The sequence below is a fragment of the Bacillus sp. FSL R7-0646 genome (assembly GCF_037969865.1).
In the GTDB taxonomy this organism is placed as follows: Bacteria; Bacillota; Bacilli; order Bacillales; family Bacillaceae; genus Bacillus; species Bacillus licheniformis.
Genome location: NZ_CP150217.1, coordinates 12,501 through 35,000, shown reverse-complemented (window position 1 = coordinate 35,000; position 22,500 = coordinate 12,501). Strand labels below are relative to the sequence as shown.

Sequence of the window (22,500 nt, the reverse complement as noted above, 5' to 3'; positions counted from 1 at the left end):
ACCGTACTCCCCAGGCGGAGTGCTTAATGCGTTTGCTGCAGCACTAAAGGGCGGAAACCCTCTAACACTTAGCACTCATCGTTTACGGCGTGGACTACCAGGGTATCTAATCCTGTTCGCTCCCCACGCTTTCGCGCCTCAGCGTCAGTTACAGACCAGAGAGTCGCCTTCGCCACTGGTGTTCCTCCACATCTCTACGCATTTCACCGCTACACGTGGAATTCCACTCTCCTCTTCTGCACTCAAGTTCCCCAGTTTCCAATGACCCTCCCCGGTTGAGCCGGGGGCTTTCACATCAGACTTAAGAAACCGCCTGCGCGCGCTTTACGCCCAATAATTCCGGACAACGCTTGCCACCTACGTATTACCGCGGCTGCTGGCACGTAGTTAGCCGTGGCTTTCTGGTTAGGTACCGTCAAGGTGCCGCCCTATTCGAACGGTACTTGTTCTTCCCTAACAACAGAGTTTTACGATCCGAAAACCTTCATCACTCACGCGGCGTTGCTCCGTCAGACTTTCGTCCATTGCGGAAGATTCCCTACTGCTGCCTCCCGTAGGAGTCTGGGCCGTGTCTCAGTCCCAGTGTGGCCGATCACCCTCTCAGGTCGGCTACGCATCGTCGCCTTGGTGAGCCGTTACCTCACCAACTAGCTAATGCGCCGCGGGTCCATCTGTAAGTGGTAGCTAAAAGCCACCTTTTATGATTGAACCATGCGGTTCAATCAAGCATCCGGTATTAGCCCCGGTTTCCCGGAGTTATCCCAGTCTTACAGGCAGGTTACCCACGTGTTACTCACCCGTCCGCCGCTGACCTAAGGGAGCAAGCTCCCGTCGGTCCGCTCGACTTGCATGTATTAGGCACGCCGCCAGCGTTCGTCCTGAGCCAGGATCAAACTCTCCATGAAATAATGGAGCGCAGATTAAGTTCGTCACATCCTGTGACAACATCTGCATGACCTGCATCGTGCAGGCCCCTGACTACGCACACTCAAATGTGCGATTTATAAAAATGAATTAACAGGTACGTTTTGTCTTGTTTAGTTTTCAAAGAACTTCGTTGCCGCTCTCAAAGCAACTATAATATCTTAACATTTAATCGTGATGTCGTCAACAACTTTTTTTCAAAAAAATTATTCGTCATTAGCGACAAATATTAATTTAACACCTTTAAATATATTTGTCAACAAAAAATTATATTGCGATAAATTGTTTAATGACAATAAGAGCTGCTACACCGGGAACCCCCAATAATCCGCTCACTCCGGTTGTTACAATATTAATCGGCACGTGAATGCCCACGCTCTCGCCAAACAGATTCACACAGAACAAAAACAAAGCGCCGACTACAAATCTAACCGCTATTCTTCCGATTAATCGCAAAGGCTTAAATGATGCTTTTGAAAAAAACAACAGGGCAACCAAAGCTACAATTGCCCCGATAAAGATAACAGATCCCATGAATTCCCTCACTCCTCGCTCGTTCTTGTACAAGCATATGATGGGAATCATGCAAATAGACCTGCTACTTCCAGCTGCCGATCCTTAAATTTCTTTTTTTTGCTTCCCGCAAATAAAAAAAGTACTTTGCCTCGGCAACCTTTAATTCGTAAAGAACTTCTGGGGAAGGCTCTAGGCTGTTTTCAATCAGCCGCTTTTGCCTGTTCCATTCTTCCTTTTGATGGATCAGCTGTTCAACCAGCTTGTTATCAAATTCTTTTCTAAGCTTCTTTTTCCGAAGAAAACCCATGGTAACGCAATCTCCTCCCTCTACATTTCACGTCTGCCTTCAAGCGCTTTAGAAAGAGTGACTTCATCTGCATACTCCAAATCGCCTCCGACCGGAAGTCCATGGGCAATTCGTGACAGCTTGATACCAGACGGCTTTAAAAGCCTTGAAATGTACATGGCCGTTGCTTCTCCTTCTATATTCGGGTTTGTCGCGAGAATGACTTCAGTCACCTGATCATCCTGCAACCGCTTCAGCAATTCGGGTATTTTAATATCTTCCGGACCGATGCCGTCCATCGGAGAAATCGCTCCATGCAAAACATGGTACAGTCCGTTGTACTCCTTCATTTTCTCCATAGCAATGACATCTTTGGGATCCTGAACAACACATATGACCGATTTGTCTCTTCTCGTATCTTCACAAATATAGCAAGGATCTTGATCTGTTATATGTCCGCAGACCGAGCAATATGTCAAATTGCGCTTTGCGTTTACCAATGCTTTTGCAAAATCTAACACGACGTCTTCTTTCATACTAAGAACAAAAAAAGCCAGACGGACCGCCGTCTTGGGTCCGATTCCTGGCAATTTCATAAAGCTGTCAATCAGCTTTGATATTGGTTCAGGATACTGCATTCTTATTTTCCTCCTAGAATAAACCCGGCATGTTCATTCCTTTTGTAAACTTACCCATCGTTTCATTTGTTACTTCGTCAACTTTTTTCAAAGCATCGTTTGTCGCTGCAAGAACAAGATCTTGAAGCATTTCAACATCTTCAGGGTCTACGACTTCCTCTTTGATGATGACGTCGATGACTTCTTTTTGGCCGTTCACCTTAACGGTCACCATTCCACCGCCTGCAGTACCTTCGAGTACTTTTTCAGCCAGCTCCTCCTGTGCCTTTTGCATATCCTTTTGCATTTTTTGCATTTGCTTCATCATTTTCTGCATGTTACCCATTCCACCGCGCATACTCAAATCCACTCTCTTTCATGTTTTTATTCTTTAATTTCAATCAGTTCCGCTCCGAACAGTTTTTTAGCTTCTGCTACGAGCGGATCTTCTTCTTTCGGTTCGTTTGCTTCAGAATCTTCCGGCTGGTGATCCTGCAAAAATTCTTCTCTTATTTTACCCCATTGGGCTTCGGGAACGCCAACTATATCTATCCTTCCGCCGAGCATTCCGTCCAAAATTTGTTCCAGATTCGTCCTGACTCCGTTGTTGTCTTCAGCTACCATTTTACAGTGAATTTCGTATTTGAATGCGAGGACAAATGCTTTTGAAGATGCAGCCACCGGTTCGCTGTCATTTAAAAGGGCCGCATGTGATACTTTATTCTGCTGTTTCAGCTGGGCAAGCAATTGTCCCCAGCAGCCCTTTAATTTTTCGAGATCCGGTCTTGTGGCATCCTTTAATATTTCATGAATGCGGCCGACAGGCGCTTTATACGCGCTTTTTATGCTTTTTTGCGGACGGGACGCTTCTTTAGCCTGGGCGGGAGCAGAAGAGACCTGCACACCTTGTGTTTTAAGCCTCTCAATCTCCTGTTCAAGCTGCCGAACCTTGTTGACGAGATTGTCCACTTCCGGCTGGGCGGCCGCGGATGCCCCTGCTTTTGGTCCCTGGCAGAGCTTCACAACCGCAACTTCAAAGAAGATACGCGGATGATTCGTCCATTTCATTTCCTGATGGCTTTTATTTAATATATCGATCATTTCGTAAAGGTCTGATGCGGGAATTTGCCGGGATAGGGTTTGGAACTCTTCGTCCACCTTCACCTTTTCAAGAACGCCTTCTAAATCGGGCGCCGTTTGATAAAGAAGCATATCCCTGAAGTAGAAAATCATATCCTCGATTAATTTTGCCGGATCTTTCCCCTGCTGAAGGAGTTCGTTCAATGTTTCCAAAGCACCGGAAACATTTTTTTCGTGAAGGGTTGAGGCGAGCTTTCCAATATAGTGCTGTGACACGGCGCCTGTTATCAGCAGCGCATCATCCACCGTCAGCTCTTCTCCGCTGAATGATACGGCCTGATCGAGCAGGCTCAGCGCATCCCTCATGCCGCCGTCCGCGGCACTGGCGATGATGTCTAAGGCTCCGTCCTGCACCTTGAACTGTTCAGCTTCGACGATTTTTTTCATTCGTCCGACAATTGCCTGCGAGGTAATCCTCTTAAAATCAAATCGCTGACATCTAGAAATAATCGTTAAAGGAATTTTATGAGGCTCTGTTGTTGCGAGAATAAAGATACAATGCTCCGGCGGCTCTTCAAGCGTTTTTAGAAGGGCGTTGAATGCGCCGATAGAAAGCATATGTACTTCATCTATGATATATACTTTATACGTGACGGCAGACGGGGCAAATTTCACCTTGTCGCGGATGTCGCGTATTTCATCTACACCGTTGTTAGAAGCGGCGTCAATTTCGATCACATCTGAAATCGAACCGTTTGTAATGCCTTTGCACGCGGAGCATTCGTTACACGGTTCACTGACCGGAGCGCGCTCACAGTTGACAGCTTTGGCAAACAGTTTTGCGGCGCTTGTTTTTCCCGTTCCCCTCGGTCCGGAAAACAGATAAGCGTGCGAAAATTTCTTTTGTAAAAGGGCATTTTGCAACGTTTTCGTGATGTGCTCCTGACCGACTACATCTTCAAACAACTGCGGCCTGAACACTCTATATAAAGCCTGGTAACTCACAAACACGCCCTCCTCTTGTTTTCATCATTTCCATTATACATGATGCGGCTTTCAAATCCAAAAGCTCTTCTTAAGAAAAAAACTCATCTATATTCAAATAGATGAGTTCTTAATTTGATGATTGATTTACCGTGCACCTTCTGTCGATTCGCTACCCTAAGCGTTACTTAAGCAGTTAGCTCAGCCCAGGCAACCCTGCGGCACATGGAAGGTTCCACTTAATGCTGCTTCCTTCCGGACCTGACATGGTTCATGGATTCCCATTGCGCAGGACCCAAGCGTCAACACCACTTGCTTAAGGCAGACCTTAAAGTAAACGAACCTCGAGAAAGGGATTCGGCCTCGCTCGAGCGGATTGCGAGTACAGGGCACCGCTACCTCCCCGCTTAGCACGGCAAAATAAATATCAAATTATTTAAGCTGCGTCTTGATGTGACGCACTCATTAGTATAACTTGTTTCATCCTAAATTGCAAATTTCCGTCATCACAGCTCGCTTTGCTTTTCTGCTTTCTTTTTCGCGCGGAGCTTTCTGAAAAAATCGCTCAGCATCCTGCCGCATTCTTCTTCCATTACGCCGCTCACGACTTCAGCCTGATGATTGAATCTCTCCTCCTGCAGGAGATTCATCAAAGTCCCTGCACAGCCGCCTTTCGGATCAGACGCTCCGAACACCACTTTGTCGATTCTGGAAAGAACGGCCGCTCCGGCACACATCGGACATGGCTCAAGGGTAACGTAAAGAACAGCTCTCTCCAGCCGCCAGGTCCCCAGCTTCCGGCATGCCTCTTCAATGACGAGCATCTCCGCGTGGGCAACCGACCTTTGCTCGGTTTCCCTCAGATTATGGGCGCGGGCGATAATTTCCCCATCCAGAACGAGTACAGCACCAATCGGCACTTCGCCTTTTTCTTCGGCTTTTCTCGCTTCATTGACCGCTTCTTTCATATAAAACTCGTCTTGTGTCATCCGCATGCACTCTTTCAATGTTTTTCGCCAAACTGAATAGGCTAACTTATAGTTAAAGGAATATAAAATCTGAAAGGAGACAATCGCATTGTCCAATTCAGCTCTCATTATAGTCGACATCATTAATGATTTTCAATTCGATATGGGTGACGTTCTTTCCAAAAAGACCAGAAATATCACCGAGCATCTTCTGGCATTAAAAGAACACGCAGCCAAAATGAAATGGCCTATCATATACATTAATGACCATTTTGGAATTTGGCAAGCGGATATTGCTGCCATTATCAAGAAATGCAAAAACGGCAGGAGCGAATATATCATCGACCGGCTTGCACCGAATGACAGCGATTATTTTTTAATCAAACCAAAGCACTCAGCCTTTTACGGCACTGCTCTTGAAACATTGCTGCATGAACTTCATGTCGATCATTTGATCATCACTGGGATCGCAGGCAATATCTGCGTATTATTTACGGCAAACGATGCTTATATGCGGGAGTACGAGATTACGATTCCGCGCGATTGCATCGCCTCAAACAATGAAAAAGACAACAAATACGCCTTGACGATGATGGAAAATGTTCTGTTCGCCAATATCACGACGGCTAAGGCGATTACCTCCGAAACTTAGAGCATGAAACACTTCCTTTCATCATATAGTGGTAGCAATGAGAAAGGAGGCGTTTCCCATTCAGATTTATGTCGTGAAAAGAGGCGATACCCTTTACCAAATCGCGAATCGTTACCGAACAACAGTTAATGAAATTGTCGCGACAAATGAAATTCCGAACCCGAATCGGCTTGTTGTCGGACAAACCATCGTGATCCCGATCGCCGGCGAGTTTTATGAGGTCAGACAGGGAGATACATTAGCATCAATCGGAGCACGCTTTAATATTTCTCCGGCTGAACTGGCGAGGATCAACCGCATTCAGGTTAGCGCCGTTTTACCGGTCGGACTGCTGCTTTACATCCCCCCTCGGCCAAGACGGAACATTGAAACAAACGCCTATATCGAACCTCGGGGAGAAAGCGTAAGCCCCGCTTTGCAGCAGGCGGCAAGAGAGGCTTCGCCATACTTGACCTATCTGGGCGCTTTCAGCTTCCAGGCGAAGCGGGACGGCACACTCGAAGAACCGCCGCTGAACAACTTAAAAGAAATTGCCGACAGACATCGGACTACGATGATGATGATTGTCACCAATCTCGAAAATGAAGCTTTCAGCGACGAACTCGGCAGGATCATTCTGACGGACCAGAATGTAAAAAACAGATTGCTCGATAACATCGTTGCAGCGGCCAGAAGATACGGTTTTAAAGACATCCATTTTGACTTCGAATACTTAAGGCCCGAAGATAGAGAAGCCTATAATCAGTTTTTACGGGATGCCCGGGCCCGCTTCAGGCAGGAAGGCTGGCTCATCTCAACCGCGCTTGCTCCGAAAACGAGAGCGGATCAGCCCGGACAATGGTATGAAGCCCATGATTACCGTGCCCACGGCGAAATTGTCGATTTCGTCGTGCTGATGACATATGAGTGGGGCTACAGCGGAGGGCCCCCGATGGCGGTATCGCCGATCGGGCCCGTCCGGGACGTGATCGAATACGCACTCACGGAAATGCCCGCCAGCAAAATCGTCATGGGACAGAACTTGTACGGCTATGACTGGACGCTCCCCTATACGCCAGGCGGACCGCTGGCCAGAGCAATCAGCCCCCAGCGGGCGATTGAGATCGCGAGCGAGAACAATGCGGCGATACAGTACGATGAAACAGCTCAGGCTCCAAACTTCCGCTATACGGACAATGCCGGCAAACAGCATGAAGTATGGTTTGAAGACGCCCGCTCGATTCAGGCAAAGTTTGATCTGATTAGGGAATTGAATTTAAGGGGAATCAGCTATTGGAAGCTCGGCCTGTCCTTCCCGCAAAACTGGCTCTTGATAGCCGATCAATTTAATGTTGTGAAAGAGACGTTCCCAAGTTAAAGGAACGTTTTTTTTCATGGCAGCGGATGATGATGTGATACAATATGTATGGTTCACAAATGAATTTCTTTAGTAGGAGGACACCTATGAATACAGCCCCTTTCATTGCTGTCGAAGGCCCCATCGGCGCGGGAAAAACAACCTTGGCCAGCATGCTCTCCGAAAAGCTCTCACTCTCTTTGGTCAAAGAAATCGTCGAAGAAAACCCTTTTCTTGATAAATTTTATGATGAAAAAGATGAATGGAGCTTTCAGCTTGAGATGTTTTTCCTCTGCAATCGCTATAAGCAGCTTGAAGATACCGAGAAAAAGTATTTGCATCATCACATGCCCGTTGTTTCGGACTATCATATTTATAAAAACCTCATTTTTGCCGAACGGACGCTGGAAGGCAAAAAACTTGAGAAATACAGAAAAATTTATCAGCTGCTTACAGAAGATCTGCCGAAACCAAACGTCATCATTTACATAAGAGCGAGTCTTCCAACTTTATTGGAACGGATCAAAAAACGCGGACGGCCGTTTGAACAAGAAATGGACAAGCAATACCTGGAACAGCTTATCAATGATTATGAGGCGGCCATTAAGCAATTTAAAGAATCCGATCCGCCAATACCCGTCATTGAAATTAACGGAGATCAGGAAGACTTCGTAATCTCAGAAGCCGTTTTCAATCGAATTGCCGATCAAGTAAAGGAGTATATAGAATGAGTGTATATGATATTCCGAAAGATGCTATCATTACTGTTGCAGGAACGGTAGGAGTGGGGAAATCCACATTGACAAAAGAGCTTGCAAAAAGGCTCGGATTTAAAACCTCTCTTGAAGAGGTCGTGAATAACCCTTATTTGGAGGCTTTTTACCAAGACTTTGAACGCTGGAGCTTTCACCTGCAGATTTTCTTCTTGGCAGAGCGCTTCAAAGAACAAAAATACATTTACGAATCGGGCGGCGGATTTGTTCAGGACCGTTCAATTTATGAAGATACAGGCATTTTCGCCAAAATGCACGCCGATAAAGGCACAATGTCAAAAGTCGACTATAAGACGTATACGAGCCTGTTTGAAGCGATGGTCATGACGCCTTACTTCCCCCGCCCCGACGTTTTAGTCTATTTAGAGGGCGATTTGGAAACGATTCTCGACCGCATCCAAAAACGCGGACGGGAAATGGAACTGTTAACCGACAGATCGTATTGGGAAGAAATGTACACTAGGTATGAAAACTGGATCAGCGGATTTAACGCCTGTCCGGTTGTCAGAGTCAATATTGATGAATACGACCTGTTCAACAACTCAGCCTCTCTCGATCCAATCATTGAAAAAATCAGTGAAGCCATTCAAAGATAAACAAGCAAAAAGAGCGGATTCCCTTGAAGAGCCGCTCTTTTTGCTGCATATAAAAAAAAACCGCTGCCCTATCCAGGCAGCGGCAACACAATCTCCAATTTATGCTTTTCAATCACTAAAATGCAAATCAATAATGGCGGAGGAAGAGGGATTCGAACCCCCGCGGGCTTTGACACCCCTGTCGGTTTTCAAGACCGATCCCTTCAGCCAGACTTGGGTATTCCTCCGTATCGACAAGAATTAATATAACATGTCCTATCTTTTTAAGTCAAGGGATTTTTTTATAAAAAATTTATTTTATTGTTCACGCTTCTCATTATATGCAAAAATAATAATAAACGCAAAGGGTGATGGCATTGTGGAAACATTTTATAAGCCGTTTGCCTCAAGATTACACGCTGAACAGACCTATTGAAACAGGAAAGCTTCAGAAAGCAGAAGAACTCCTCGGCGTCTCTTTTCCTGATGAACTGGTCAGCCTTTTAAAAATGACAAACGGCATTAATGATACTTTCGGGGATCATCTCATTTGGCCTGCGGACAGAATAATAGAAGAGAATCTAGACATGAGATGTACCGACTGTTTTAAGCCGTTTGATTGTCTGCTCTTTATAGCAGGTGCGGGCAATGGCGATTAATTTGCTTATTCTATTTTAAACGGCTCCATACGGAAAAATGATATTTATGTTTGGAATCATATAGACGACAGCCGAATATGGGTCGCACCTTCTTTAAAATCATTCATAAAAGGCTGGATCGACGGAACAATCACCATTTAAAAAACGATCTTAGGCAGGAGCATGATGAAATGAATTACCTATCAAAAGAATTGGCGGAGGAAATTGTCGAAAGAACCATGTCGATTATTCGGCACAACATTAATATGATGGATGAAAACGGGGTTATCATCGCTTCAGGAGACCGTTCGAGAATCGGTGATGAACACGCAGGAGCGAAGGACGCACTTGCAGCTGAAAAGGTTATCAGCATCACGCCCGAAGAATGCTCGGCTTTAACGGGAACGAAGCCCGGCGTAAACCTTCCCATCGTATTTCATGATGAAATAATCGGCGTCATTGGAATCACGGGGCCGCCTTCTGAAGTCAGCCGTTACGGAGAACTTGTCAAAATGGCAGCGGAGCTAACAGTCGAACAGGCATTTTTAACAAAACAGCTGACATGGGATCAAAGGCTCCGCGAAGAAACGGTCATCCAAATGATTCAGGGGACTGATCTAGCATCCCTTGACTTCTTTGAACGTGCAGAGCGATTAAACATACCGCTTGACGGCCAGCGTACTTGTCTTGTGTTTGAGCTCCCATCGGCTGATATGAAGCCGGCGTTTATTAAAAAACTTGAAAAACATTTAACCGCGAAAGATTTGTACGCCAATATTTCTTTAAAAGAGGTCGCAGTTATTCTGGCAGGCGCCCCCACTAAAAGCAGGTCTGATCTCTTTTCAGCTTGGAACGGCTGGCTCAGCCAATGGAAAACAGTCAGAGGCGCGCTTGGCGAGCAGGCTGACCAGCTTCAGCAGCTGCCATTTTCCTATCAAAGTGCAAAACAAACGCTCAAGATTGCTGAAAACAATTGTAGTTTATACGATTATCGAGAGTTTGCGATTCCTGTTTTATTATCAAAAATAGAGCATCCGGATCAGGAGATTCACTTTCAAAACATCTGGGATCGCCTTTCCCAAGCAGATCAAAAAGGCGAATTAACTCATACCCTCCTCTGCTACATAGAAGAAAACGGCGAAATCGGGGAAACTTCATCAAGACTCTTTATTCATCGCAACACCTTAAACTACCGGCTCAGAAAGATTGAATTGGCAACGGGGTGTAATCCAAAACGGTTTGACGACCTATTCAAACTGTATACAGCCATTACTCTTTTTTCACCCTTTTGTGCAAATGAACAATTTAAATATAGGATAAAAGGACGAAATCCGTATACCTGACCAATTCTCCCTCATACAGAAAGCGTTTACAATTGGACGTAAGGGAGGGTATGCACATGGATATTCAAATCAATGCAATAGGCGCCTTATGCGCATTAGTCATATCAATCTTTCTCATTCTGAAAAAAGTCCCGCCGGCTTACGGCATGATGATCGGCGCATTGGCCGGAGGCTTAATCGGCGGCGCAGATTTAATAGAGACGACGGATCTCATGATAGCAGGTGCTAAAAACATGATTCCCGCGGTGCTCCGCATCTTGGCGGCAGGCGTGCTCGCCGGCGTTCTGATTCAATCCGGCTCCGCAGTGGTGATTGCGGAAACCATTGTCAATCAGATCGGAGAAAAAAGGGCGCTTCTTGCCTTAACATTGGCAACAGCCATCTTAACAACGGTCGGCGTATTCGTTGATGTCGCCGTCATCACAGTCGCTCCGATCGCTCTGGCGATCGCGAGGCGGACCTTTATCAGCAAAGCGGCCATTCTGTTGGCGATGATCGGCGGGGGAAAAGCGGGCAATATCATGTCGCCAAACCCTAATGCCATTGCCGCTTCAGATGCCTTTCACGTCCCTTTGACATCCGTGATGGCCGCCGGGATCATCCCCGCTATTTTCGGATTGGGCGCCACTTACTTGCTGGCAAAACGCCTTTCAAATAAAGGAACAAAAGTAGCTGCAAATGAGATTGAGACCCAAACGGCACAACAACTGCCGGCATTTTGGGCGGCGGTCAGCGGCCCTGTGGTCTCTATCCTGTTGCTCGCCTTAAGGCCTGCGGCAGGAATTACGATTGATCCGATTATCGCTCTGCCGGCTGGAGGCCTCGTCACTGCGATCGCATCGGGGCAAGCGGGCAAACTGAGGGATTTTGCCGCTTCAGGACTGTCAAAGATGTCAGGCGTTGCCGTGATGCTGCTCGGGACTGGAACCCTTGCAGGCATCATCGCCAACTCCAAACTTAATTCTTTAATCACCGACACCCTTGTCGGCTTGGGTCTACCGTCGTTTCTCTTGGCTCCAATCTCGGGCATGCTGATGTCAATGGCAACCGCCTCGACAACCGCCGGCACCGCTGTCGCCAGCAGCGTATTCGGCCCGACATTGCTTGATCTTGGCGTCGCCGGCCTCGCAGGTGCGGCGATGATTCACGCCGGAGCAACGGTGCTCGACCATCTGCCTCACGGAAGCTTTTTTCATACGACGGGAGGCAGCGTATTCATGGCCATGAAAGAACGTTTAAAGCTGATTCCATATGAGTCGGTCATCGGCTTAATCCTAACGATTATCTCGACTTTGATTTTTGGAATTTTTCAATTCTTTATTTAAAAAGGAGCAGGTACCATGAAAATCGTAATCGCACCTGATTCATTTAAAGAAAGCATGACATCGCTTGAGGCGGCTAGAAGCATTGAAAAAGGCTTTAAAGAGATTCTGCCTGACGCCGAATACGTCAATATTCCGGTTGCCGACGGAGGCGAAGGAACCGTTCAGGCTCTGGTTGACGCTACCGGAGGAGATATTGTATATCAAACGGTCACTGGCCCTCTCGGGAAGCCCGTAAAGGCAGCTTACGGCCTGCTTGGTGACGGAAAAACGGCTGTCATCGAAATGGCTGAAGCGTCAGGCCTTCACCTCGTTCCACCTGAACAGCGGAATCCCCTGTTAACAACAACGAGAGGAACCGGAGAGCTGATTCTGGATGCTGCGGAAAAAGGAGTGTCCCAGATCATCATCGGACTCGGCGGAAGCGCGACAAATGACGGCGGCGCGGGAATGGCTTCAGCACTTGGCGTGAAGTTTCTAAACCGCGCTGGAGAAGAGATTGAAAATGGGGGCGGTGCACTAGCTGAGATTGCCAAAATCGATGTGAGCGGCCTTGATCCAAAATTAAAGCATATCCAATTCGAAGCCGCCTGTGATGTTGATAATCCTCTTACAGGTCCTCGCGGTGCCTCCGCTGTATTTGGGCCGCAAAAAGGAGCGAACAGTGAAATGACGGCCCACTTGGATCAAAACTTAAAACATTATGCTGCAGCTGTCAAAGCAGAGCTGGGATGCGAAATCGATTCACTCCCGGGAGCCGGAGCGGCCGGAGGATTGGGAGCTGGCCTGTGCGCCTTTTTAAAAGCGGAATTAAAAAGCGGTGTTGACATTGTTTTAGATACTTTGTCTTTTTCTGAACGCATTAAAGGGGCCGATCTTGTAATTACAGGCGAGGGAAAAATAGACGGCCAAACGGTCAGCGGAAAAACGCCGGCCGGCGTCGCAAAACGCGCCTGCAGCGAAAATATTCCGGTTATTGCATTTGCCGGATCGCTCGGTGAAGGCTGCGAGCTTGTTTATGATATCGGCATTTCCGCTCTCTTTTCGATCGTGCCCGGCATCAGCTCCTTGGAGAACGCTCTTGCCGATGGAAGTTCAAATCTTACGCGCTGTGCGCGAAATGTAGCCGCCGTCTGGTCACTCGAATAAAAAAAGCGCGCCTATTGGCGCGCACTTTTTTATGGTTGAATAACGTCTCTGTTCCCCATGTATGGACGAAGCGCTTTAGGGATGATGACGCTTCCGTCCTCCTGCTGATAATTTTCCAATAATGCGGCAACCGTTCTGCCGACTGCCAAGCCGGATCCGTTTAGCGTATGGACATGCTCTGGCTTGCCTTTTGCTTCCCTTCTGAATCTGATATTCGCCCGTCTGGCCTGGAAAGCTTCAAAGTTGCTGCATGATGAAATTTCGCGATATGTGTTTTGGCTTGGAATCCATACTTCAATATCGTATTTTTTCGCAGCGGTAAACCCCAGATCGCCCGTACACATGCTCATCACCCGATAAGGAAGCTCAAGCAGCTGAAGAACCTTCTCCGCTTGATTTGTCAGTTTTTCAAGCTCTTCATATGAATCCTCAGGCTTCACAAATTTCACCAGTTCAACCTTGTTAAATTGGTGCTGGCGAATCAAACCGCGCGTATCACGTCCGGCAGAGCCTGCTTCTGAACGGAAGCACGCACTGAACGCCGCATAATTGATCGGCAGCTCGTCAGCTGACAAAATTTCATCGCGATGCAGGTTCGTAATCGGCACTTCCGCCGTCGGAATTAAGAAATAATCTTCTTCCCTGATCTTAAAAGCATCTTCCTCAAACTTCGGCAGCTGTCCGGTGCCTGTCATGCTTGCGCGGTTCACCATGTACGGCGGGATGACTTCCGTATAGCCGTACTCGTCTACGTGGAGATCAAGCATAAAGTTATACAATGCGCGTTCAAGTCTGGCGCCGAGCCCTTTATAGAAAACGAAACGGCTTCCCGTTACCTTGCCGGCCCGTTCAAAATCGAGAATATCCAATTGATCGGCAATATCCCAATGAGGCTTCGGCTCAAACGAAAACTCAGGGAGTTCGCCCCATTTGCGAACTTCCACGTTGTCGTCTTCAGTCTCACCGACCGGAACAGACTCGTGGGGGATGTTCGGGATAGACAGCATGATTTTATCAAGCGAAGACTCGACCGTTCTCAGCTCTTCATCAAGTTTTTTAATGTCTTCACCGACTTCGCGCATTTCTTTAATGAGGTGGTCAGCATCTTTTTTCTCGCGCTTTAAAGCGGCAACCTGCTGAGATACCTCATTGCGCTTCCCTTTCAGCTCTTCCACTTTGACGATCAATTCTCTTCTCTTTGTATCCAATTCCTCAAATTGATCAAAATCTGATAAATCTTCTCCCCTGTGGGCAAGCTTTTGTTTGATTTCTTCAAAATTTGCCCGCAGCAGTTTGACATCAAGCATCTGCCTCGCTCCTTTTATACTGATTTGACCGAAAAAAAGAGCCCTTGTCCCCTAAATAAAAGGGACGAGAGCTCTCGCGTTGCCACCCTGATTGAAAACAGGCGTCTACCTCCTGCTTTCCGCTTATTTTGATAACGGTTCTCCCGTAAATGCCTACTTTGACTGTTCAGCATTTCGCTCAAGGATGGATTCGGACAGCATCTTTCGCCGATTCGCACCAACCATCGGCTCTCTTGGAAAGAGAGGCTTCCTACTGCTTCCTATCAACGCTTTTCGATCTATATTGTCTTATAAATGTACTACAAGTTTTAACAGCTTTCAACCGTTTTATACGACGGCTTCCCGTTTATGCTTTTCCACCATCTCGACAAATAATTTCGTCATTCTGTGATCATCCGTCAGCTCAGGGTGGAAAGAACAGCCGAGAAGATTTCCTTGTTTGGCAGCGACGATTCTTCCGTTGTGTTCCGAAAGCACTTCTACATCTGCGCCCGCTTCCAAAATGTGCGGAGCGCGGATAAATACGCCTGTAAACGGTCCCTCAAGTCCTTTAACGGTTAAGTCTGCTTCAAAGCTGTCCACCTGTCTTCCAAAGGAATTCCGCTCTACCGTTACATCCAGAACCCCGAGATGGGCATCGTTAGTTCCGGCAATGTTCTTCGCCAGGATAATCAGCCCAGCACAAGTTCCAAATACCGGCTTTCCGGATGCGGCAAATTCCTGAAGAGGCTTCATAAACTGATACGTATCGATGAGGCGCCTCATCGTCGTGCTTTCGCCTCCTGGCAAAATCAAACCGTCGATTTCCTTTAACTCTTCCGGCCACTTGATGACTTTTCCGGCCGCTCCGCATGCTTCAATTGAGCGAATGTGTTCTCTTACTGCTCCCTGAAGTCCAAGTACACCAATTGTCAGCATGTCAATCCGTCTCCTTCGTGTTTACCAGCCGCGCTCTTGCATACGCTGTTCTGGCAGCAGATTTGAGATTTCAATCCCTTTCATCGCAGTTCCAAGCTCTTTTGAAAGCTCGGCAATCAGCTTGTAATCCGTGAAATGCGTCGTCGCTTCTACGATTGCTTTCGCGAATTTTGCAGGGTTGTCGGATTTGAAAATACCGGACCCTACGAATACGCCGTCAGCGCCAAGCTGCATCATTAGAGCAGCATCAGCAGGTGTTGCTACACCGCCGGCAGCAAAGTTGACAACCGGAAGGCGTCCTTCGGCTTTAATTTCCTTCAGCAGCTCATAAGGAGCGCCGAGGTTTTTCGCTTCTGTCATCAGTTCGTCATCGCTCATGCCGACTACTTTGCGCACTTGAGCATTCACCTTTCTCATATGGCGGACAGCTTCCACAATATTGCCCGTACCAGGTTCGCCTTTTGTACGAAGCATTGAAGCTCCTTCAGCGATCCGGCGCGTCGCTTCTCCTAGGTCGCGGCATCCGCATACAAATGGAACGGTAAATTCGTTTTTATTTAAATGAAATTCTTCATCTGCAGGAGTCAAAACTTCACTTTCATCAATATAGTCAACGCCAAGCGCTTCAAGAACACGCGCTTCAACGATATGCCCGATGCGTGCTTTTGCCATAACCGGGATTGAAACAGCGTTCATCACTTCTTCGACAATAGTCGGATCTGCCATGCGGGCAACTCCGCCTGCCGCACGGATATCAGCCGGAACGCGCTCCAGCGCCATGACTGCGACGGCTCCTGCTTCTTCTGCGATTTTTGCTTGTTCAGCATTGACAACGTCCATAATGACGCCGCCCTTCTGCATTTCTGCCATACCGCGTTTTACGCGATCAGTACCTGTTTGAGCCATTTCAAGGATCCCCCTAATCAAAGATTGAATTGTCAGATTTAATCCTATTGTATCCTATAATTCCACAAAATCATATGAAAAACACGAAGATTATTTCTATTTTAATAACAAATCGTTAGGATTGTAAATGGTAATTCTATCTGAATATGACAATAAAGAGCCCTATCAAATAGAGCTCTTTATTTTTTAAAACCAGCCGGTTACCATTTCAACAATGCTGTTCCATATACCGGCAAAAAAGCCGCCGATGCTTCTCATCGTTAAAATAAACCAGTTTGCTTTCTCATCATCTTCTTTTGTCACCAGGTTTACACCTGATACATCGCTGCCGAGAAATCCGTAGTCCTTTTCTTCTCCCTTATAGGAGGCCGTCAAGGTACCGACTTTCTCACCTTTTTTAACAGGTGCGGTCAGCTCGTCTTTGTTCAGCGTCACTTTCGCTTTGTAATTCTTTTCTTCACCGTTCTTCACAGGCATTGAAAAGGCTTTTTCTGTGACGATGCCGACTTCAGTTTCTTTCCCTTTGTCGACTGTGACTGTTTCGTTGCCTTTCACTTGTGCGCCTTTTGCGTAAAACTCTTTCATAGTGAAGTTTTCAAATGCATAATCGAGCATTTTTTTCGTTTCTTTAAATCGCGCCGTATGAAGGTCGCCTTTCGCATTCAGAACGACGGAAATCACTCTCATGCCATTTCTTTCAGCAGTAGCCGTAAAGCATGATCCGGCTGAGTCGGTTGACCCGGTTTTCAGCCCGTCCACACCTTCATATTGCTGAACAAGGCCTTTCAGCATAAAGTTCCAGTTCGGCATATCCATTTCATCGTCTGTGCCTTTTCTGAACTTCGTTTTGGCAATGCTCGCCGTATCGAGGATCTCTGGATAATCGCTCACTAAATGATCGGCAAGGAGCGCCATGTCTCTCGCAGACACTTCATTTTCTTCATTGGCATTTGTTCCGCTCGGATGTTTGCCGTGAAGATCCTTGTTTTCCAAACCTGTGGCATTCACAAATTTGAAATCTTTCATTCCAAGCTCTTTGGCTTTTTTGTTCATTAACTCTACAAACTTCGATTCAGAACCGGCAACAATTTCAGAAAGTGCAATAGCCGCCGCGTTTGCAGAGTAAATTGCAGTCGCCTGATAAAGCTCTTTTACAGTGTATGATCCGTCTTTACGAAGAGGAACATTGGATAGTGAACGATCTTGGGAAATCTCGTATACATAATCGTCAGGCGTGTACTTCTGATCCCATTTCACTTTGCCTTCGTGAATCGCTTCCAACAGAAGATACTCCGTCATCATTTTTGCCATGCTGGCAACAGGAAGACGCTGGTCGGCATTTTTACTGTACAAAATTTTCCCCGATGAAGCTTCCACCAGGATTGCTGCTTTCGCGTCTACATTGATTGGATCATTTGCAGCTTTTGCAGTTGACATAGGAGAAAATGCACCTACAGTCACGGCAAAAGCAACGATTAACATGATCAGCTGCTTTAATCTCTTGCTTTTCAAATCGTGATACCTCCGCTTTTCATCAGACTAATAATCTATATCAAAGCCTTTTAAGACATTTTTCAAACACAACATTATAAATTTTATCATAATGAAGCAAAAAAAAATAGACAGAGTATCACTCTGTCTACGGTTTAATTTTTGTCATATTTGATTAGGAAATGGTATAGTTAGGCGATTCTTTGGTAATTTGCACATCGTGAGGATGGCTTTCCCGCAGGCCTGCTCCTGTCATGCGGATGAACTGCGCATCTTCCCTCAATGCGTGCAAATCTTTCGTTCCGCAGTAGCCCATGCCGGATTTCAAACCGCCGACAAGCTGATAAACGGTATCAGCAACAGGGCCTTTATAAGGCGTACGGCCTTCAATGCCTTCAGGAACGAATTTTTTGTTTTCCTCTTGGAAGTAGCGGTCTTTGCTTCCTTTTTCCATCGCAGCTACAGAACCCATGCCGCGATAAACTTTAAAGCGTCTGCCTTGATAGATTTCAGTCTCGCCCGGGCTTTCAGATGTTCCGGCAAGAAGGCTTCCTAGCATGACGGCATGACCGCCGGCAGCCAAGGCTTTGACAATATCTCCGGAATACTTGATGCCGCCGTCTGCAATAATCGCAGCGCCGTGTTTTCTTGCTTCAGTCGCACAATCGTAAATCGCTGTCACTTGCGGAACACCGACACCGGCTACTACGCGGGTTGTACAAATTGACCCCGGTCCGATACCGACTTTAACTACATTTGCTCCAGCTTCGATAAGCGCTTTTGTTCCTTCGGCAGTTGCGACGTTACCGGCAATGATATTTAATTCAGGATAAGTGTCGCGGATTTTCTTAACGGTATCCAATACTCCTTGTGAATGGCCGTGCGCGGTATCAACGACGATCACATCGACATTGGCTTCCACAAGCTTTCTGACGCGTGTCATTGTGTCGCCTGTTACACCAACCGCTGCTCCAACCAATAGGCGGCCGTGAACATCTTTCGCTGAATTCGGGAATTCGATTACTTTTTCAATGTCTTTAATCGTAATTAGCCCTTTTAAAACACCTTGATCATCTAAAAGAGGGAGTTTTTCGATCTTGTATTTTTGAAGAATTTTTTCTGCTTCATCCAGGGTTGTACCAACAGGAGCCGTAACAAGCTCTTCTTTTGTCATAACATCGCTGATTTTCATGGAGTAATCAGAAATAAATCGCAGATCACGGTTTGTAATGATTCCAACCAGCTTCTGATCCTCTTCATTGTCAACAATCGGAACACCGGAAATTCTGTATTTGCCCATCAAATGCTCTGCATCAAAAACTTGGTGCTCTGGTGTCAAGAAAAACGGATTTGTAATGACGCCGCGCTCTGAACGTTTGACTTTGTCAACCTGCTCAGCCTGCTGTTCAATTGACATGTTTTTGTGGATAATACCCAGTCCGCCCTGCCTTGCCATCGCGATGGCCATTTGAGCTTCTGTAACTGTATCCATGCCTGCACTAATAATTGGAACATTCAGCTTGAGAGACGGTGTAAGCTCTACCGATAAATCGACGTCGCGCGGAAGTACCTCCGATTTAGCCGGAACGAGCAATACATCATCAAATGTTAAGCCTTCTTTTGAAAATTTGCTTTCCCACATTAGTAAATCCCCCTCTTTTCGGCAAAATATTATATGTAGATTATCAACTTGAATACCCACTGTCAAGAAAGCGAGAAACAGTTGTAATTTTTAGAAAATAACCATAAGGGAAGTGGAGTCCATGCAAGATAAAGGATGGAAGGATTTAAAGCTATTTTATTCGGTCGAAACAGCCCAGCATTTTCTTGAAATGGTATATAAAAATCAAGGAATGGAAGATGCCAAAAAAAATTCCTATAAAAACGGAGAGCGGTTTATTTTTTTTCTTAAACATGCGGAAGCCTTTTACAAGCAAGCCAAAATCGCTACGTTGGAAATCAAACCGATTTTATTATTTTACGGCATGGCACAGCTATTGAAAGCCTGCCTGTTAACGACAGATCCTTCCTATCCAAGCCATACTTCAGTGCTCGCCCATGGCGTGACCACTAGAAAACGAAAAAAACAAAATTACCGCTTTTATGAAGATGAAGTAAAAATCCAAAGGAACGGCCTATGTATGCACGTCATCAGGTCCCTTTTCCAATTATCCGGATTGGAAGATGAACGATTCAATATGAAGCAGCTTTTGGCGAGAATTCCGGAGATCAATAAAGTACTGGCATTTCAAAGAAAACCGAATCCAATAGTAAAAGCAGCCGTCGAAGACCGGCTCATTTGGCTGCCAAGCGAGACGCCCGATGCTTACAATATGTCGTCAAAGCGTTTCATCGAACATGTCGAATACCATTTAAACTGGTCTTTCTGCCGTGAAGAAAAAGAGGGGATCATTTTTTCCGCCGCTCAAAAAGAATGCCGTCCCAGCACTTCGACTACCTTGCTTTATGATTTGGAACATGGCGCATATTATTTTCCGGCTGAACGGGATCGCTTTTTAAAGCTCCCGGAAATATTGGTGCATTACTTGGTTGCTTACAATTTAAGCATGATTGCCAGGTATGAAACAGAATGGTGGTATGACCTTCTTCTTCAAAGTGCCAGCGATGATTATGTCATCATCCAACAGTTTTTACATATAGTCGAGTCAAAGTTCCCTTATTATATCGCTGAATTGCTTATTCGAAAAAAAGAAAACAACAAAAAAGACCAGCTTATATAAGCTGGTCCTCTTAGCGCTTGGCGGCGTCCTACTCTCACAGGGGGAAGCCCCCAACTACCATCGGCGCTGAAGAGCTTAACTTCCGTGTTCGGCATGGGAACGGGTGTGACCTCTTCGCTATCGCCACCAAACTATGCCTTCAGGACGAAGGTACTGGGCGTTCCTCACAGGATGTGAGGGCCTTTAGCCGAGTTTCCTTGCCTTTGGCTTTCTGAGAGGTGTTCTCTCAAAACTAGATAACGGACAGACGATTCACAAATATTTAGGTTAAGTCCTCGATCGATTAGTATCTGTCAGCTCCATGTGTCGCCACACTTCCACCTCAGACCTATCAACCTGATCATCTTTCAGGGATCTTACTTCCTTATAGGAATGGGAAATCTCATCTTGAGGGGGGCTTCATGCTTAGATGCTTTCAGCACTTATCCCGTCCGCACATAGCTACCCAGCGATGCCCTTGGCAGAACAACTGGTACACCAGCGGTGCGTCCATCCCGGTCCTCTCGTACTAAGGACAGCTCCTCTCAAATTTCCTGCGCCCGCGACGGATAGGGACCGAACTGTCTCACGACGTTCTGAACCCAGCTCGCGTACCGCTTTAATGGGCGAACAGCCCAACCCTTGGGACCGACTACAGCCCCAGGATGCGATGAGCCGACATCGAGGTGCCAAACCTCCCCGTCGATGTGGACTCTTGGGGGAGATAAGCCTGTTATCCCCGGGGTAGCTTTTATCCGTTGAGCGATGGCCCTTCCATGCGGAACCACCGGATCACTAAGCCCGACTTTCGTCCCTGCTCGACTTGTAGGTCTCGCAGTCAAGCTCCCTTGTGCCTTTACACTCTGCGAATGATTTCCAACCATTCTGAGGGAACCTTTGGGCGCCTCCGTTACCTTTTAGGAGGCGACCGCCCCAGTCAAACTGCCCACCTGACACTGTCTCCCTGCCCGATAAGGGCAGCGGGTTAGAAGGTCAATACAGCCAGGGTAGTATCCCACCGATGCCTCCACCGAAGCTGGCGCTCCGGTTTCCAAGGCTCCTACCTATCCTGTACAAGCTGTACCAACATTCAATATCAGGCTGCAGTAAAGCTCCACGGGGTCTTTCCGTCCTGTCGCGGGTAACCTGCATCTTCACAGGTACTATAATTTCACCGAGTCTCTCGTTGAGACAGTGCCCAGATCGTTGCGCCTTTCGTGCGGGTCGGAACTTACCCGACAAGGAATTTCGCTACCTTAGGACCGTTATAGTTACGGCCGCCGTTTACTGGGGCTTCAATTCGCACCTTCGCTTACGCTAAGCGCTCCTCTTAACCTTCCAGCACCGGGCAGGCGTCAGCCCCTATACTTCGCCTTACGGCTTCGCAGAGACCTGTGTTTTTGCTAAACAGTCGCCTGGGCCTATTCACTGCGGCTCTCTCGGGCTTGCACCCTAACAGAGCACCCCTTCTCCCGAAGTTACGGGGTCATTTTGCCGAGTTCCTTAACGAGAGTTCTCTCGATCACCTTAGGATTCTCTCCTCGCCTACCTGTGTCGGTTTGCGGTACGGGCACCTCTCACCTCGCTAGAGGCTTTTCTTGGCAGTGTGGAATCAGGAACTTCGCTACTATATTTCGCTCGCCATCACAGCTCAGCCTTACGGGAAACGGATTTGCCTATTTCCCAGCCTAACTGCTTGGACGCGGATATCCAATACCGCGCTTGCCCTATCCTCCTGCGTCCCCCCATTGCTCAAATGGTGAGGAGGTGGTACAGGAATATCAACCTGTTGTCCATCGCCTACGCCTTTCGGCCTCGGCTTAGGTCCCGACTAACCCTGAGCGGACGAGCCTTCCTCAGGAAACCTTAGGCATTCGGTGGAGGGGATTCTCACCCCTCTTTCGCTACTCATACCGGCATTCTCACTTCTAAGCGCTCCACGAGTCCTTCCGGTCTCGCTTCACAGCCCTTAGAACGCTCTCCTACCACTGTTCG

20 protein-coding genes, 1 tRNA gene, 3 rRNA genes, 1 other RNA gene and 1 other annotated feature (2 of these 26 running past the window's edge) are annotated in these 22,500 nt (G+C 47.0%); of the genes, 9 read left to right on the top strand and 16 right to left on the bottom strand.

All coding sequences use genetic code 11. The features are described from left to right. From MKY62_RS00175 to tadA, 8 genes are all read right to left on the bottom strand, one after another. A 16S ribosomal RNA gene (locus MKY62_RS00175) occupies nt 1-905 on the bottom strand (it extends 645 nt beyond the left edge of the window). Nucleotides 906-1,191: 286 nt separating this feature from the next. Next, the gene (locus MKY62_RS00170; protein WP_003178144.1) at nt 1,192-1,458 is read right to left on the bottom strand and encodes a pro-sigmaK processing inhibitor BofA family protein; all 267 of its coding nucleotides are present in this window, start codon (nt 1,456-1,458) and stop codon (nt 1,192-1,194) included. A gap of 64 nt (nt 1,459-1,522) precedes the next feature. Continuing rightward, the gene (locus MKY62_RS00165) at nt 1,523-1,747 is read right to left on the bottom strand and encodes a YaaL family protein (protein WP_003178142.1); all 225 of its coding nucleotides are present in this window, start codon (nt 1,745-1,747) and stop codon (nt 1,523-1,525) included. A gap of 20 nt (nt 1,748-1,767) precedes the next feature. Then, nucleotides 1,768-2,364, bottom strand: a complete 597-nt coding sequence (recR, locus tag MKY62_RS00160; RefSeq protein WP_003178140.1) for a recombination protein RecR — start codon at nt 2,362-2,364, stop codon at nt 1,768-1,770. A 13-nt stretch (nt 2,365-2,377) separates the two neighbouring features. Further along, nucleotides 2,378-2,701, bottom strand: coding sequence for a YbaB/EbfC family nucleoid-associated protein (locus MKY62_RS00155; RefSeq protein WP_003178138.1), 324 nt, complete (start codon nt 2,699-2,701; stop codon nt 2,378-2,380). A 26-nt stretch (nt 2,702-2,727) separates the two neighbouring features. Next, entirely contained in the window at nt 2,728-4,428 is a 1,701-nt protein-coding gene (gene dnaX, locus MKY62_RS00150; protein WP_003178135.1) for a DNA polymerase III subunit gamma/tau, read from the bottom strand. 129 nt (nt 4,429-4,557) lie between these two features. Then, nucleotides 4,558-4,823, bottom strand: an RNA gene (gene ffs, locus MKY62_RS00145) — signal recognition particle sRNA large type. A gap of 90 nt (nt 4,824-4,913) precedes the next feature. Next, nucleotides 4,914-5,396, bottom strand: coding sequence for a tRNA adenosine(34) deaminase TadA (tadA, locus tag MKY62_RS00140; RefSeq protein ID WP_009330054.1), 483 nt, complete (start codon nt 5,394-5,396; stop codon nt 4,914-4,916). Between the two features lie 82 nt (nt 5,397-5,478). Here tadA and MKY62_RS00135 point away from each other — a divergent pair, with 82 nt between their 5' ends. The 4 genes from MKY62_RS00135 (at nt 5,479) to MKY62_RS00120 (ending at nt 8,732) form a co-directional block, all read left to right on the top strand. Next, a complete protein-coding gene (locus MKY62_RS00135; RefSeq protein WP_025805850.1) occupies nt 5,479-6,027 on the top strand; it encodes an isochorismatase family cysteine hydrolase in 549 nt (182 codons plus the stop codon). Between the two features lie 37 nt (nt 6,028-6,064). Further along, nucleotides 6,065-7,384, top strand: a complete 1,320-nt coding sequence (locus MKY62_RS00130) for a glycoside hydrolase family 18 protein (protein WP_003178129.1) — start codon at nt 6,065-6,067, stop codon at nt 7,382-7,384. A gap of 86 nt (nt 7,385-7,470) precedes the next feature. Beyond that, nucleotides 7,471-8,094, top strand: coding sequence for a deoxynucleoside kinase (locus MKY62_RS00125; RefSeq protein WP_003178127.1), 624 nt, complete (start codon nt 7,471-7,473; stop codon nt 8,092-8,094). Further along, nucleotides 8,091-8,732: a deoxynucleoside kinase gene (locus MKY62_RS00120; protein WP_009330052.1), complete on the top strand. Its 642-nt coding sequence runs from the start codon at nt 8,091-8,093 to the stop codon at nt 8,730-8,732. Before MKY62_RS00125 ends, MKY62_RS00120 begins: the two co-directional genes overlap by 4 nt. 134 nt (nt 8,733-8,866) lie before the next feature. Here the strand turns inward: MKY62_RS00120 and MKY62_RS00115 are convergent. Then, a tRNA-Ser gene (locus tag MKY62_RS00115) sits at nt 8,867-8,959 on the bottom strand. Nucleotides 8,960-9,088: 129 nt separating this feature from the next. Here MKY62_RS00115 and MKY62_RS00110 point away from each other — a divergent pair. The 4 genes from MKY62_RS00110 to MKY62_RS00095 all read left to right on the top strand — a co-directional run bounded on the left by MKY62_RS00110 (nt 9,089) and on the right by MKY62_RS00095 (nt 13,163). Continuing rightward, the gene (locus tag MKY62_RS00110) at nt 9,089-9,370 is read left to right on the top strand and encodes an SMI1/KNR4 family protein (protein ID WP_003178123.1); all 282 of its coding nucleotides are present in this window, start codon (nt 9,089-9,091) and stop codon (nt 9,368-9,370) included. A 170-nt stretch (nt 9,371-9,540) separates the two neighbouring features. After that, entirely contained in the window at nt 9,541-10,692 is a 1,152-nt protein-coding gene (locus MKY62_RS00105; RefSeq protein WP_003178121.1) for a sugar diacid recognition domain-containing protein, read from the top strand. A 56-nt stretch (nt 10,693-10,748) separates the two neighbouring features. Continuing rightward, nucleotides 10,749-12,017, top strand: a complete 1,269-nt coding sequence (locus tag MKY62_RS00100) for a GntP family permease (RefSeq protein ID WP_003178119.1) — start codon at nt 10,749-10,751, stop codon at nt 12,015-12,017. Between the two features lie 15 nt (nt 12,018-12,032). Continuing rightward, nucleotides 12,033-13,163 (top strand): glycerate kinase, encoded by a 1,131-nt coding sequence (locus tag MKY62_RS00095; protein WP_003178116.1) that lies wholly within the window; start codon nt 12,033-12,035, stop codon nt 13,161-13,163. A gap of 29 nt (nt 13,164-13,192) precedes the next feature. Here MKY62_RS00095 and serS read toward each other — a convergent pair whose 3' ends face one another. The 5 genes from serS to guaB form a co-directional block, all read right to left on the bottom strand. Continuing rightward, nucleotides 13,193-14,470 carry a serine--tRNA ligase gene (serS, locus tag MKY62_RS00090; RefSeq protein WP_003178111.1) on the bottom strand — a complete coding sequence of 426 codons (1,278 nt, stop codon included), beginning with the start codon at nt 14,468-14,470 and terminating at the stop codon, nt 13,193-13,195. Between the two features lie 57 nt (nt 14,471-14,527). Continuing rightward, nucleotides 14,528-14,746, bottom strand: a binding site (T-box leader). Nucleotides 14,747-14,797: 51 nt separating this feature from the next. Continuing rightward, complete coding sequence (gene pdxT, locus MKY62_RS00085; protein ID WP_003178110.1) at nt 14,798-15,388, bottom strand: pyridoxal 5'-phosphate synthase glutaminase subunit PdxT; 591 nt, start codon at nt 15,386-15,388, stop codon at nt 14,798-14,800. A 21-nt stretch (nt 15,389-15,409) separates the two neighbouring features. Continuing rightward, entirely contained in the window at nt 15,410-16,294 is an 885-nt protein-coding gene (pdxS, locus tag MKY62_RS00080) for a pyridoxal 5'-phosphate synthase lyase subunit PdxS (protein WP_003178108.1), read from the bottom strand. Nucleotides 16,295-16,480: 186 nt separating this feature from the next. Beyond that, nucleotides 16,481-17,806, bottom strand: a complete 1,326-nt coding sequence (locus MKY62_RS00075) for a D-alanyl-D-alanine carboxypeptidase family protein (protein ID WP_003178106.1) — start codon at nt 17,804-17,806, stop codon at nt 16,481-16,483. A gap of 154 nt (nt 17,807-17,960) precedes the next feature. Next, entirely contained in the window at nt 17,961-19,427 is a 1,467-nt protein-coding gene (guaB, locus tag MKY62_RS00070; protein ID WP_003178102.1) for an IMP dehydrogenase, read from the bottom strand. Between the two features lie 121 nt (nt 19,428-19,548). Here guaB and MKY62_RS00065 point away from each other — a divergent pair, with 121 nt between their 5' ends. Continuing rightward, nucleotides 19,549-20,526 carry a YaaC family protein gene (locus tag MKY62_RS00065; protein ID WP_003178100.1) on the top strand — a complete coding sequence of 326 codons (978 nt, stop codon included), beginning with the start codon at nt 19,549-19,551 and terminating at the stop codon, nt 20,524-20,526. Between the two features lie 15 nt (nt 20,527-20,541). Here MKY62_RS00065 and rrf read toward each other — a convergent pair. Then, nucleotides 20,542-20,657: ribosomal RNA gene (rrf, locus tag MKY62_RS00060) — 5S ribosomal RNA — on the bottom strand. A gap of 132 nt (nt 20,658-20,789) precedes the next feature. Next, nucleotides 20,790-22,500, bottom strand: a 23S ribosomal RNA gene (locus tag MKY62_RS00055); it runs 1,220 nt beyond the window's last position.